Raw genomic sequence first — 13840 nt, forward strand, 5'->3', positions numbered from 1 at the left:
AAGATGATATGGTATTGATGTTCGGTGGGTTTGGAGGAATCGGTAACCCACCAACGTTAATAAGGAGCATTTTAGAGAAAGGTGTGAAAGATCTTACTCTAATTGGAAATGATACGGGTTTTCCTGATGTTGGGATCGGACAATTAGTGACGGCTAAAAGAGTAAAAAAAATGATTACAACGCATATCGGATCAAATCCAAATGCTGGAAAGCAAATGACAGATGGTACGTTGGAAATAGAGTTCAGTCCTCAAGGTACATTTATTGAACGGATACGAGCGGGTGGGGTTGGATTAGGTGGCGTTTTAGTGGATATTGGGATTGATAGTGTAATAGATGTTGATAAACAGAGAGTGAATGTATTTGGGAAAGAGTATTTAGTTGAAACTCCTCTTATTTCAGATGTTTCAATTGTATATGCGAAGAAAGCAGACCCTTTTGGGAATCTAGTTTTTGATAAGAGTGCTCGCAATACGAATCCTTATGTAGCAATGGCCGGAAAAATTACAATTGCAGAAGTTGATGAAATTGTTCCATTAGGAGCATTAGAACCTGAAGAAATTATCGTGCCTGGCGCTTTTGTAAACCACATCGTTCAATCGGAAGGGGTGAATTGGAAGTGGGTTTGGGAAAAATAAATCCTAGGGAAATGATGGCAAAACGTGCAGCAAAAGAAGTAAAGAGCGGTATGATTGTGAATCTTGGGATTGGAATTCCTTCACTGATCCCAAACTACTTACCAGATGATTGCCAAGTAATGTTCCATGCAGAAAATGGCGTGTTAGGTTTAGGGCCTACTCCGCAAAAAGGTGAAGAAGATGAGAATTTATGTAATGCTGCAGGATTACCTGTAACATTAATTCCAGGTTCGAGTTATTTTGATAGTAGCATAGCCTTTGCGATTATTCGAAAAGGTTTATTAGATTTAACAGTACTAGGTGCTCTCGAAGTCAGTAAAAATGGAGATTTAGCAAATTGGATTGTTCCTGGTAAAAGAGTTCCAGGAATTGGGGGAGCAATGGACTTAGCTCAAAAATCAAAAAAAGTAATTGTTTTAATGAACCATACTAATAAAAATGGTGACCCTAAAATAGTCTCTGAATGTACACTTCCTCTTACATCTCCAAATTGCGTAGATTTAATCATTACTGAAATGGCCGTAATTGAAGTTAAAAAAGAAAGTGGAGAGCTTTGGTTAAATGAGGTAATGTCTCCATATTTAGTCAGCGATGTGATTGAGAAAACTGGTGCTCCATTATTTGTGAACCCAAATGTTATTGTTCATCGTTGGGAGTGATCAAAATTGGATTTGAAAGCTAAAATTAATGACTATATTCATAAAAATAAGAACAAGGCAATTGAATTACTTCAGAATCTTGTTCGTGAAAAAAGTGTTTCAGGAAATGAAGCTGGTGCACAAAAAATTGTCTCAAATTATTTACAGAATCTTGGATTAGTGATTGATCGCTTTGAGCCGTCAATTGAGGAATTAACAAAATCATCTTATTTTATTTCAGAACGAACTTCATTTGAAGACAGTCCGAATATCGTTGCAATTTTAAAGGGAACAGGAAATGGTAGATCGATTATATTAAATGGACATATTGATGTGGTTCCAGAAGGTGAAATAAGTAGTTGGGATCTTCATCCGTATAGTGGTGCTCTCGTAGGAAATCGCTTATATGGTAGGGGAACAACAGATATGAAGGGCGGAAATGTTGCTGCTTTATTTGCGATTGAGGCAATAAAAAAATGTAATATTCCACTTAAAGGCGACATCTATTTTGAAAGTGTTATTGAGGAAGAGAGCGGAGGGGCAGGTACGCTAGCAACGATATTACGAGGATACGTTGCAGATGCTGTCCTTATTCCAGAACCAACTAAAATGAAAATATTTCCGAAACAGCAAGGCAGTGTTTGGTTTCGAATAAAAGTAAAAGGTAAAGTTGCGCACGGTGGAACGAGGTATGAAGGCGTTAGCGCAATTGAAAAAAGTATAATGGTTATTAATCATATAAATCAATTAGAAAAAGTTCGAAATACAAGATTACTAGATGATCCACTATACAAAAATGTGCCAATTCCAATTCCGATTAATATCGGAAAAATAAATGGGGGTACTTGGCCCTCCTCTGTCTCAGATCTAGTTACTCTTGAGGGAAGGCTAGGTGTTTCACCAAATGAAACAATCGAAGAAGCTAAACTTGAAATAACGAGGTGGCTTAAAACACTCTCATTAATTGATGATTGGTTTATTGGAAATCCGGTTGAGGTTGAATTTTTTGGAGCAAGTTGGTTACCAGGTAGTATCGATCTTGGGCATCCATTTATGGAATCTCTAAAGAAATCATATCAATATGTTTATAAAAATGAACCGATTATTGAAGCCTCCCCATGGGGTACGGACGGCGGATTATTTTCACAAATAAAACAAATACCTACTATTGTGTTTGGACCTGGTGAAACGAAGGTTGCACATTATCCAAATGAATACATTGATTTAGATGAATTATTTCGTTGTGCGGAGGTAATTGCCTACACTTTACTAGATTGGTGTGGAGTCGATGAATAATGAAGTATTTTATTAGAACAAGTAGAACACTACTGAAAACGAAGTCCTAAAATATTTTCACGGAAATAATTTGAGATTTTATATTAAATAAAATGTAAATAATCGACGAAACAGAGGCGTTTGATTGAGGAGGATGATATGTTTAAACAAATCACTTCTTCAATAGAATGGTCGAAAAGGAAGTGAAAGCGCTCTCAACTTCTGATCTAGAAGAGCCTTAGCTTTAATACTAAGGCTCTTTAATTGTGATTTAATATTCTGAAAACAGTATTGATAATGAGAATGATAATTGTTATCATTGAAATATAGCGAAAATAATTTCTTTAAGGAGATGCTTATGGAAAAACAATTAGAAGTTCAATTTAAAAAATATGAAAAACTTCAATCTGAATGTAAAACGTTGGTGATCAGTTCAATGGATCATAAAGGGGATCCGCATGTTAGCTATTCACCTTTTGTCATCTACGAAGGTAACTTCTATATTTTCATTAGTAAAATCGCAGCTCATTTTCAACATTTAGAAAACAATAAGTATATAAGTATCATGATTATTGCAGACGAAGCAACTTCTCCAATATTATTTGCGAGAGAACGCATTCGTTATAAATGTACTCCTGAATCCGTGGGTAATGTGGACAAAGAGCACATATTTGAAAAGTTTGTAGAAAATCACGGAGAGCAGATGATTAAGGTTTTAAGAGGAATTGATCTGTCGTTATTCAAGCTTACACCAATAGAAGGTCGATACATCGCTGGATTCGGTCAGGCTTTTGATATCAATCCGATTGAAGGAACATTCAACCAAATTGACCCTTCTAAAATGAACCATTAAATAGAAAGGCCCGTTACTTACATTTTGAGTAACGGGCTTTAATTTATTAATAGGAAAGTTATAAGCTTTTATGTATGAATCAATGATTACTAAATCGTAGGTAAAATATCTTTAATTACTATAAATAATGATAGTTAAAATGGAAATTGGAACACTAAATAGAAAAAAGATAAAGTGAGGATTTTTTATGAGAAAGATTTCTTTATTTTTTCTATGTCTATTTTTGTGGATACAGTTGCCAGAAAAAACACATGCTGCAGATAAAATTCCAATTTTAATTTATCATTCCATTGATGAGTTTACTGGTCACGGAGTAAGAGACTTGTTTGTCTCACCAGAGAATTTTGAAAAACAAATGATCTATTTACGTGATCATGGATTTACGCTTTTAACTTTTGAACAATGGGGAGACCGAAATAAAGTAAAGAAACCTGTATTTATTACAATTGATGACGGTTATAAAAATAACTTAAATGTGTTAAAAATCTTTCAAAAATTGAAATCGGATACGTTTACACCAAGAGCAACTATCTTTGCGATATCCGACTATATTGGATGGCCGGATCGTCTTTCTAGCACGGATTTAAAAAAGATGTCTGATTCAGGGATGTTTTCAATCCAATCGCACACTGCAACCCATCAAGATTTAAGGAAGATAGATGACTATAAGCATGAGTTGAAAGATTCCAAAGATAAGATCCAATCAATCACTGGAAAAGCTGTGATAGCTCTCTCTTATCCTTATGGTTATCATAATGATAAAGTAATTGAGGAAACAAAAAAATACTATACTTTTGCAGTAGCGACAGATCCGAAATATTATCTAGAAAAGGGTACAAAGAATGAAGTCTATCTTTTACCTAGAATCTATATTAAGTATGACACTACGATGGATGAGTTTGCTAAAATTGTAGAAGGACAAGCGAAGGTAATTGTAAATTTTAGAGAATCTGAGACTATTTATTACGATTGAAATAGGGTTACTCATTAGTCTTGTTAGACTCTATGAGTTAACCTTTTTTTATTGATTAATCAGCTTAAAGAAATTTGCTTAGTTAAAAGAATTATTTTTTCATTAATCATAGGGAAAATTACCTTTTTTTTACTTTGTCGATAAATAGGAGGTTTGTGAATAGTTTGTCTCATGGTATGATATAGTAAGTGATAGATTAATGAGATAGAAAAGGTGATTAAATGAGAGCAAATCCATCACAAAGACCATCACCTAAAATGAGGTCAGTATGGAGAATTACATCGCTACTTAGCAGTATCTCTTTAGTTGCTTTACCAATTATCTATTATTTTCTTATGAGATATTTTTCACTTCCCTTCTTTATTTTAATGATTATGATCGGTGTCGTTATAGCGTTAATTATTTTTTTAACTTTATTTTTACCTACTCTTAAATTGAAATATACCGCATATGAGATTTATGAAAATGAGTTAGAAATTCAAAAAGGAATATTTGTTATTAAACGAATTGTAATTCCTATGGTCAGAGTACAACACGTTACGACAGAAGTAGGACCAATACTGCGTCGATACGGTTTATCTACAGTGAATATTTCCACGGCTGCTACCACACATGAAATTGAAGGCTTAGAACACCATATCGCAGAAAAGCTCAGAGATAAAATTATCTACTTAGCAAGGATAAGTGATGACGATGTATGAGCCAAAAAGACAACATCCAGCTTATATACTTACCGTATTTTTAGAGCAAATTAAAAACGTACTAATACCACTTATTATACTTTTAGTTTCAGGTGGTAAAGGGTCAATGTTTCAATATTTGTTTGCTGCTGTTCTGATTGTTTTTCCAGTTGCTTCGGCAATCGTAAAATGGTATCGATTTACCTACTATATAAATGAAGATGAATTTAGAATTCGTTCGGGATTATTTGTAATCGAAAATACATTTATTCAAAAAGAACGTATTCAGTCTTTTTCAATTAATGCTGGATTTATTCAACAGCTTTTTAATGTGGTGAGCGTACGAATTGAGACAGCTGGTGGAAAAAAAGCTGAAGGTATATTAAATGCAATACCTAAGGAAGTGGCACTTTCATTAAAAAATGAAGTATTAAACTCTAAAAAGAAAAAAGTAGGTTTGGTTGTAGCTGAGGAAAATAGTGTACAAGCAGTACCTTTAGTAGATATAAGTTTAACAATTGAAACGAGAAAACTTTTTTTAGCTGGAATCACTTCCTTTGAAGTAGGACTAGCTTTTGCCGTTTTAGCATCATTATTTTCACAAATCGAGGATTTACTTCCACATAGTATTTATGTGGCAATATATAATCAAATACAAACATTTACTTACATGATGTTTTTTATTGTATTTTTAGGTAGTTTATTACTTTCCCTAATATTTTCAACCATTCGATACATATTGAAATTTGCAAACTTTACTGTTCAAAGAAGAGATGATCGAATTATTATTACAAGAGGGTTATTCGAAAAAAATGAATTTACGGTTTCATTAAAACGAATTCAAGGAGTAGTTATCAAAGAAGGAATCATTCGCCAATTATTTGGTTATTCTACAGTTTACGTCGAAGCTGTTGGAATGGGGGATAAGCAGGAGCAAGGTAGACATGTTCTACATCCATTTATTAAAACGAAGGATGTTCACTTATTCCTAAAAAATTTTATTCCTTCTATTAACTATGATGAAATATCATACCGAGCACCAAAAAGAGCTCGAAAAACGTATTATTCAAGAATGATTATTACTTTTCTTCTAATAGCTAGTGGAATTGTATTCCTTCCATTTATTCACTTTTGGGTTTATGGCATTGTTTTAATCGGTATATTTATTGGGGAATTAGGATTTAGAAATGCAGGCTATACATTATTAGATCGAACTGTGATCATTCAGTCTGGTTATTTCTCAAGAACAACCGCCATTTTACCAAAAGAGCGAATACAAGTATTGATCGGTGAACAAAGTTTCCTTCAAAAAAGAGTAAAACTAAAATCTATATACATTACGATTCTTTCAAGCCAATTTGGTCGTACTTATCAAGTAAGACATTTAGATGAAAAAGACGTAAATAGAATGATTGGTTGGTTTAGTTAAAACCAAATTGAGCAAGCACAGATCGTTAAATGAAGACGTGTATACATTAGTGTAAGCACGTCTTTTTTTAACGCTTAAATTTATTTTTTCTATTAGGAGGAAAAGAACTTGGGGAAAAGAATATTTGTAGGAATACTCCTCTTAACCGTGTTTGTGACAGTTTTACTTACGCTGTGGAATAAACCTGCACCATTAAAGCATGGAGTGATTGATGATGTTGGCCATCTTCTTCCTACTAAAATTGATCGTATTGTCAAAGGAAAGGAAGTAGACCAATTAAAGAAAATTGTAATTGAAGCAAAAAAACAAGGGAAGACAGTTTCAATAGCAGGCGAGCGACATAGTCAAGGAGGTCATACATATTATAAAGATGGTGTGGTGATTGATTTAAAAACATTTAATAAGGTTGAAAAAGTCGATCCTGTTCAAAAGACAGTTATTGTTCAAAGTGGTGCAACATGGGGAGATATACAAAAAGCGATTAATCCTTATCATCTTGCCTTAAAGGTAACTCAGTCACAAGAGATATTCTCAGTAGGTGGTTCATTAAGTGTGAACGCACATGGTCGTGACATTCGGAATCACTCATTAGCTAGTACTGTTAATTGGTTTACATTATTAACACCAGAAGGAAAAGTAATTAAAGTAAGTCGCACTGAGAATAAAGAATTATTCCCATATGTATTAGGTGGATATGGATTGTTTGGAATTATTTTGGAAGTAGAGTTTCAACTAACAAATAATGAATTATATCAAGTAGAAACAAAAACGATGGACTATAAGAAGTATCCAAATTATTTTAATAAGAACGTTTTAGAAAACCCAAATGCAAGAATGCATATTGCTAGGATTTCTGTAGCGCCAGATAGCTTTTTAGACAAGGTTTATGCAATTAATTATATGGCAACATCCCGTAAAATGACCGATTCAGATCAAGAGCTGAAGGAAGATCATTCCGCTTTTTTACCGAAGCTTGCACTAGGTATGTCCAGAACTTCGGAAATTGGTAAAGATCTTTTTTGGGATTTTCAATATCGCTTTATTCACTCCCTAAATGGAAACTATGAAACTCGCAATAATGTCATGCGTTCTGAAAGTAAGTTTATGGAATTCGATGACCGTCAAGATACACAAGTTTTACAGGAATTTTTTGTACCTGTTAATGAATTTGTTCGTTACATTGATGATATTAGAGATTATTTACAATATGAAAATTTAAATATATTAAATATTACGATTCGATACGTTGAAAAAGATGATGAAACAGTCATGAATTATGCGAAAGATGATATGTTTGCTTTCGTTGTTTTAATTCAACATGGTAAAGATAAAGATTCTGTTCAATATGCAAAAGAAGTAATTCAAAAGTGGACTGATCTAACTTTGGAGCATGGAGGGACTTATTATTTACCTTATTATCCATATCAGTCTAAGCAACAAATGGTATCAGCATATCCAAAAGCACAAGATTTTTTCAATAAGAAAAGAGAGTTTGATCCAAATAGTGTATTTATGAATACTTTTTATGAAAATTATGGGGAGTAATCATATGAACCGTTTTTTAATCGCATTACTTAGTATTATTGGATTTAGTAGCTCTTTAGTATTTCCATATTATGTTCTCTTCTTAAGGAATATAGGAGATGCGTATGACGTATTTAGTTTATTATATGGACTATTTTCATTAAGTTTAAGTGTGGTTGTATACTTTGGTGGCAGATTCGTTGACCTGGTTTCACCATTTTTATTAATGATATTCCATTCAATATTTTGCTGTTTATTGTTTTTTTCACTGCCTTTGATCGATAATATAAAGATTGTTTATATTGGGCAGGTTTTATTTGGAGGATTTACTGCGTTATTCAAGATCGCTGAAAAGAAATTATTTATGAACGCTTCATCCGATTTTTATAGGAGTTACTTATTTTGGACTTCTTTTGTAACAGCTATTTGTATTATAGGTGTAGGAACATTACTTGAATCAATTGACATTCAATTTATGTTTCATTTAGCAGCTTGGCTTTTCTTAATAAGTGCACTTGGACTTTGTTATAAAATGATAATGAGCAAGGGGCAGACTGGTCCTAAGTAATGAAGTTTATTATTTATATCCAGAGTAACACAACAATGTTTTGTTTTTGTGGGTTATTTTTGTGCGTAACGTTGTTATATTCCTTTTTATACAATAAAGTTAATGAATAAGTACTATGATTTACATATTAAATACTATTTTTAATAAAAATAAATTAATAAATTTAAATTTATATATTGTTTAAGTAACGAAACAATGTTATATTAACTTTAAATTAATTAAAGTATTTATGGAGACATTCATTACTTTATGTGAAGTTAAATTGTATGGAAGGAATGATTATATATTATGAGACATGAGGAAGCTGTAGGAATTTTTTATGCTGCTTTTGTAATTTTAGGATTAACGATTGGTTTAGGTGTAGGTTATTTTACATCTCATTTAATCGTAGGAGGATTTCTTGGTTTTGGAATTGGAATAGGTTTAGGTCTATTAAGTAATGCTATTTTATACATTAATAGAGACTGATTTTTGACTGCTGTGCTAATGATCGCCAAAGGTTAGCTCTTCATCAGACTAAGCGTCTCGAAAGAATAGCGTTTTTAAGTCAGTCAGATACTTAAGTTAGGCCATGAATACAGAATTCAAATTAAATTTTATGCTTGAAATGTAAAAGGAGAGATGGTTATGCAAAAAAGGGAAACAAAACTGGTTCCTGTTATGATTGCGTTATTACTTGGGATATTTTTCGCTTCCCTTGATAACACAATCGTTTCTACGGCGATGCCTACAATATTAAAAGATTTAGGTGGCTATGATAAATTTGTTTGGGTAACATCAGCTTACTTAGTTACAGAAATGGCTGGGATGCCAATTTTCGGTAAACTTTCTGATATGTACGGTAGAAAAAGATTTTTTATGTTAGGAATTATTTTATTCATTTTAGGTTCAGTTCTTTGTGGAACAGCAAATTCTATTATTCAGCTTAGTATTTACCGTGCAATTCAAGGAATTGGCGGAAGTGCTTTAATGCCAATTGCTTTTTCAATTATTTGGGATGTGTTTCCTGTTGAAAAGCGTGGTAAAATGAGCGGTATTTTTGGTGCTGTTTTTGGATTATCAAGCGTTCTTGGACCATTAATTGGTGCTTATATTACAGATTATATTAACTGGAGATATATTTTCTATATAAATATTCCTTTTGGACTTTTAACACTTGGACTAATTAGTTATTTTTATATCGAGTCAAAAAATCACACGAAGCAACAAATCGACTGGTGGGGTGCAACAACTTTTGTTATTAGTATTGTCTGTTTAATGTTTGCACTTGAGCTAGGTGGAAAAGAATACGCGTGGGATTCAGTTCAAATTCTTGGATTATTTGCTGGATTTGCTGTTTTCCTTATTATCTTCTTATTCATTGAGCGTAAAGCAGCTGAACCGATTATTTCGTTTAGTATGTTTAAATATCGTCTTTTTGCTGCTAGTAACTTTGTTGGATTATTTTATGGAGCGGCATTCATCGCTGCAACAATTTACATTCCGATCTTTATCCAGTTTGTTCAAGGTGGAACAGCTACAAATTCTGGTTTAGTCCTATTACCAATGATGGTAAGTGTTAGTATTTCTGCTTCATTTGGCGGGGCTTTAGCGAATAAAACTAGTTATCGTAATATTATGGTCGGATCAGTTGTGCTTCTGTTAGCAGGTATTATTTGCCTAGGTACTTTAACTCCTGATACAACTAAATTCCAAGTAATCGTTTATATGGTCATCGTTGGACTAGGTGTAGGGGCATCATTCTCAGTGCTTGGTATGTCTGCGATGCATCATTTTGATAATGAAAATCGTGGTTCAGCAAGTTCAACTAACGCATTCCTTCGTGCTTTAGGAATGACGGTTGGTATTACTGTTTTTGGTGTTATTCAACGAAATGTTTTTACTGATAAAATTGCTGATGCATTTGCAAAAAGTGGTGCACCAAAGGATTTTTCAAATATTAATCAAGCCTTTACTCCTGAAGCTGCCAAATTGATACCAGCACCAATACTGACAAAAATTACTGACGTGTTTTCAACGTCAATTGCTCATACATTCCTTTGGACATTAGTTCCTGTAGGATTAGCATTGATTTCAATTTTCTTAATGGGTAACGAGCGTTTATCAGATAAAGAAATGGCTAAGAGTAATGCGTCATAAATAGAAATAAAAAAGAAAGACCTTTGGTCTTTCTTTTTTTGAACACAAGTAGATTAAATGATTTTGAAAGGGGATTTAGATATGGCAGAAATTTGGGAATCGAGTTTTATGGAAAATCAAATGATGTGGGGGTTTGAACCTTCAGACTCTGCAATTTTAACAAAGGACTTTTTCCTTGAAAAGAAAGTTAAGGATGTATTGATTCCGGGGATTGGATATGGTAGAAACGCAAAGATTTTTACTGACAATGGAATAAACGTAACAGGTATTGAAATATCAAAAACAGCGATTGAATTGGCAAGACAAAATGGAATTAATTTTACTATTTTTCATGGTTCAGTAACCGACATGCCTTTTGACCAAAAGCTTTATGATGGTATATTTTGTTACGCACTTATTCATTTATTGAATAAACATGAGAGAGAGAAGTTTATTAAAGATTGCTATAATCAGTTAAAGCCGAATGGCTATATGATATTTACTACGATTTCAAAAGATGCACCAATGTTTGGAAAGGGCAAACAGCTAGATAAAGATTACTTCGAAATAATGGAAGGGATAAAAATGTTCTTTTATGATTCTGACTCGATCAAACAAGAATTTGGAAACTATGGACTCATCGAAATTTTCGAAATTCTTGAACCACATAAGAATATGGAAAGTAAACCTCCGTTTAAATTTACGATGGTGAAATGTCAAAAGAAATAATCCTTACAGATCTTATGGTCACTAAAAACTACGAATCATTATTGTGAATTTAGGAAAAGGTGTAGGGCTTTTCTAAATTCACTTAATTTTTTTCACCCTGTATAACAATAATTTAGATAAGGTTGTCTTTTTCAAAAAATAGTTTAGACTAGTAACTGAGGTGAATGATCTTGAAAGATAAGGTTTCTAGTACGAAATGGTTTGGACTAGCATTGCAATCTCTATTAGTTTTAGCGGAGCAAGATGGAATCTGTCCAAGCGCAGTATTAGCTCAAAAACTTGAAGCACAATCTACTTTTTTAAGAAAAATTCTTGCCAATTTAGTTAAAGCAGGCATTATTTCAGCTAAAGAAGGACGAGATGGTGGATATTATTTAGCCAGAGGTGCTAATGAAATTACTTTAAAAGATGTTTATGATGCGATGAGATCAGATCCATATTCAAAAGGCTTCTTAGATGTAAATAGTAAGGAATGTTTTACGCCATCTACACGATCTGCTTTATATGATTTAAAAGATGAGATGGAAAGCTGGCTTGTTGAAGGTCTTGCAAAGAAAACAATTTCAGACTTATTACCAAAGGAAAATGGGTAAAATAAAATCGAAACTAGTTTCAGACTGTCTGCCAAACGCTAGCAATCAGTTTGAAAATCAAATTATTAGTATTTTTTCTAATTTAGTCGAAACTAAAATGTTTCGATTTTATTTTTTTATAAACTGTAGTTGACTTTTATACAGTTAAAGTCATATACTGTATTTGTGATTAATACAGTTAATTAAGGAGAGATTAAATATGTCTAATGTTAAATCTGAAAAAGAAGAGTATTTAAATAAAGTAAACGAAATAGATTTTGGTAAGGAAGCTCCAAAAGAACTTGATAGTACGGATTTCTTCACTGTAGCAAAGGAAAGAAGATCAGTTCGTCACTACGATCCAAGCTTTCAAATGTCTGATGATGAAATTAAGGAATTACTAGAAATTGCAGTTCAAGCTCCATCTTCTTCAAATTTACAACCTTGGAGATTCCTTGTCATTAAGGACCAAGATACTAAACAAAAATTATTACCAATCGCTAATAACCAACAACAAGTTGTGGATGCATCTGCGGTAATCGCTGTTTTAGGTGATACAGAAGCATACAAAAATGCTGATCGCATTTATGATGAATTAGTTGAAAAAGGCATGATGACTCAGGAAGTGAAAGACTTCTACGTAGGATCAATCGTGAAAAACTACGGTGGTTTACCAGAAGAAATTGCAACAAAAGTTGCGATGGTTGATGGTGGATTAGTTTCAATGCAATTTATGCTTGCAGCAAAAGCAAAAGGTTTAGATACAGTTCCAATGGGTGGATTTGACCAAGCGAAGTTTGTAGAAGCATTCAATGTACCAGCAAACTTCAAACCAGTTATGTTAATTTCAGTTGGTAAAGGAATCAAAGCAGGCTTCGAAAAAGTTCGGTTAACTTTAGATGAAGTTGTTGCTTGGGATCAGTACTAAGCACTAAGAAGATTATGAAGAACAGGGAAAAGGGAAACCTTGGACCTGTTCTTTTTTTGCTTGAAGGAAATTTGCGTCCGTTTAAAGAATAACTTTTTGGAGGGGACTAATTTTCCATCTAACTAGCTAAGAATAATGTGGATGAGCCAATCCGAGTGGTATTATAAAAACATGTATAGTAAAATTTATAACGAAGATTTTTGATGAAGTACTACTAATAATATTGAGATGAAAATTCTAATGTGAATTTATATTTATGTAATGCTAAAAAAGTGTAATTAATGAGAGGTGTTTATCAATGACAAATAATAATATGCATCCTAAAGTTGAAGCATTTTTATTAAGAGCGAAAAAGTGGCAAGAAGAATTTTATAAGTTAAGGGAAATCGTCATTGACTGTGAACTGACTGAAGATTTTAAATGGATGCATCCTTGCTACACGCTTGATAATAAAAATATCGTTTTAATTCATGGGTTTAAAGAATATTGTGCACTTCTGTTTCACAAAGGTGCGTTGCTAAAAGATCCAAAAGGTATCCTGATTCAACAAACAGAAAATGTGCAATCAGCACGTCAGATCCGGTTCACCAATATTCAGGAAATAATTGAAATGGAAAGCGTTTTAAAGGACTATATTAAAGAAGCCATTGAAGTGGAAAAAGCAGGTTTACAAGTAGAATTAAAAAAGACTTCAGATTATGAAGTTCCTGAAGAATTACAACTTAAATTAGATGAAAATCCGGCCTTAAAAACGGCTTTTGAAGCATTAACGCCAGGACGTCAAAGAGCTTATATTTATTATTTTTCTCAACCGAAACAATCGAAAACACGTACGTCTAGGGTTGAAAAATACATTGATCAAATTCTCGATGGAAAAGGATTAAATGATTAGTTTTATTAAAACCAATTTAAAAA

The 13840-nt window shown here is 32.9% G+C and carries 15 protein-coding genes; all 15 read left to right on the forward strand.

Annotated elements, in window-relative coordinates; genetic code table 11:
* Positions 1 to 8 precede the first annotated feature (8 nt).
* The gene (locus ABEY15_RS21305; protein WP_286133816.1) at positions 9 to 638 is read left to right on the forward strand and encodes a CoA transferase subunit A; all 630 of its coding nucleotides are present in this window, start codon (positions 9 to 11) and stop codon (positions 636 to 638) included.
* 11 nt (positions 639 to 649) lie between these two features.
* Positions 650 to 1297, forward strand: a complete 648-nt coding sequence (locus tag ABEY15_RS21310; RefSeq protein ID WP_420488139.1) for a 3-oxoacid CoA-transferase subunit B — start codon at positions 650 to 652, stop codon at positions 1295 to 1297.
* A 6-nt stretch (positions 1298 to 1303) separates the two neighbouring features.
* Positions 1304 to 2572 (forward strand): peptidase, encoded by a 1269-nt coding sequence (locus ABEY15_RS21315; protein ID WP_429892063.1) that lies wholly within the window; start codon positions 1304 to 1306, stop codon positions 2570 to 2572.
* 337 nt (positions 2573 to 2909) lie between these two features.
* Positions 2910 to 3404 carry a HugZ family protein gene (locus tag ABEY15_RS21320; RefSeq protein ID WP_429892064.1) on the forward strand — a complete coding sequence of 165 codons (495 nt, stop codon included), beginning with the start codon at positions 2910 to 2912 and terminating at the stop codon, positions 3402 to 3404.
* 187 nt (positions 3405 to 3591) lie between these two features.
* Complete coding sequence (locus ABEY15_RS21325; protein WP_429892065.1) at positions 3592 to 4377, forward strand: polysaccharide deacetylase family protein; 786 nt, start codon at positions 3592 to 3594, stop codon at positions 4375 to 4377.
* 221 nt (positions 4378 to 4598) lie between these two features.
* Complete coding sequence (locus tag ABEY15_RS21330) at positions 4599 to 5078, forward strand: PH domain-containing protein (RefSeq protein WP_429892066.1); 480 nt, start codon at positions 4599 to 4601, stop codon at positions 5076 to 5078.
* Positions 5071 to 6486, forward strand: coding sequence for a PH domain-containing protein (locus ABEY15_RS21335; protein ID WP_429892068.1), 1416 nt, complete (start codon positions 5071 to 5073; stop codon positions 6484 to 6486). Before ABEY15_RS21330 ends, ABEY15_RS21335 begins: the two co-directional genes overlap by 8 nt.
* Before the next feature lie 108 nt (positions 6487 to 6594).
* Positions 6595 to 8031, forward strand: coding sequence for an FAD-binding oxidoreductase (locus tag ABEY15_RS21340; RefSeq protein WP_429892069.1), 1437 nt, complete (start codon positions 6595 to 6597; stop codon positions 8029 to 8031).
* 4 nt (positions 8032 to 8035) lie between these two features.
* Entirely contained in the window at positions 8036 to 8578 is a 543-nt protein-coding gene (locus ABEY15_RS21345) for a hypothetical protein (protein ID WP_429892070.1), read from the forward strand.
* A 288-nt stretch (positions 8579 to 8866) separates the two neighbouring features.
* The gene (locus ABEY15_RS21350; protein ID WP_069033425.1) at positions 8867 to 9046 is read left to right on the forward strand and encodes a hypothetical protein; all 180 of its coding nucleotides are present in this window, start codon (positions 8867 to 8869) and stop codon (positions 9044 to 9046) included.
* Positions 9047 to 9205: 159 nt separating this feature from the next.
* A complete protein-coding gene (locus ABEY15_RS21355; RefSeq protein WP_429892071.1) occupies positions 9206 to 10717 on the forward strand; it encodes an MDR family MFS transporter in 1512 nt (503 codons plus the stop codon).
* A gap of 81 nt (positions 10718 to 10798) precedes the next feature.
* On the forward strand, positions 10799 to 11425 hold the full coding sequence (locus ABEY15_RS21360; RefSeq protein WP_429892072.1) for a class I SAM-dependent methyltransferase: 627 nt from the start codon (positions 10799 to 10801) through the stop codon (positions 11423 to 11425).
* Between the two features lie 170 nt (positions 11426 to 11595).
* Entirely contained in the window at positions 11596 to 12018 is a 423-nt protein-coding gene (locus ABEY15_RS21365; RefSeq protein ID WP_084006839.1) for an RrF2 family transcriptional regulator, read from the forward strand.
* Positions 12019 to 12217: 199 nt separating this feature from the next.
* Positions 12218 to 12925 carry a nitroreductase family protein gene (locus ABEY15_RS21370; RefSeq protein ID WP_129688582.1) on the forward strand — a complete coding sequence of 236 codons (708 nt, stop codon included), beginning with the start codon at positions 12218 to 12220 and terminating at the stop codon, positions 12923 to 12925.
* Positions 12926 to 13223: 298 nt separating this feature from the next.
* A complete protein-coding gene (locus ABEY15_RS21375) occupies positions 13224 to 13817 on the forward strand; it encodes a YdeI/OmpD-associated family protein (protein ID WP_098429337.1) in 594 nt (197 codons plus the stop codon).
* The last annotated feature ends 23 nt before the right edge of the window (positions 13818 to 13840 follow it).

The sequence above is a fragment of the Gottfriedia acidiceleris genome, assembly GCF_050457485.1.
Lineage (GTDB): Bacteria > Bacillota > Bacilli > Bacillales > Bacillaceae_G > Gottfriedia > Gottfriedia acidiceleris_D.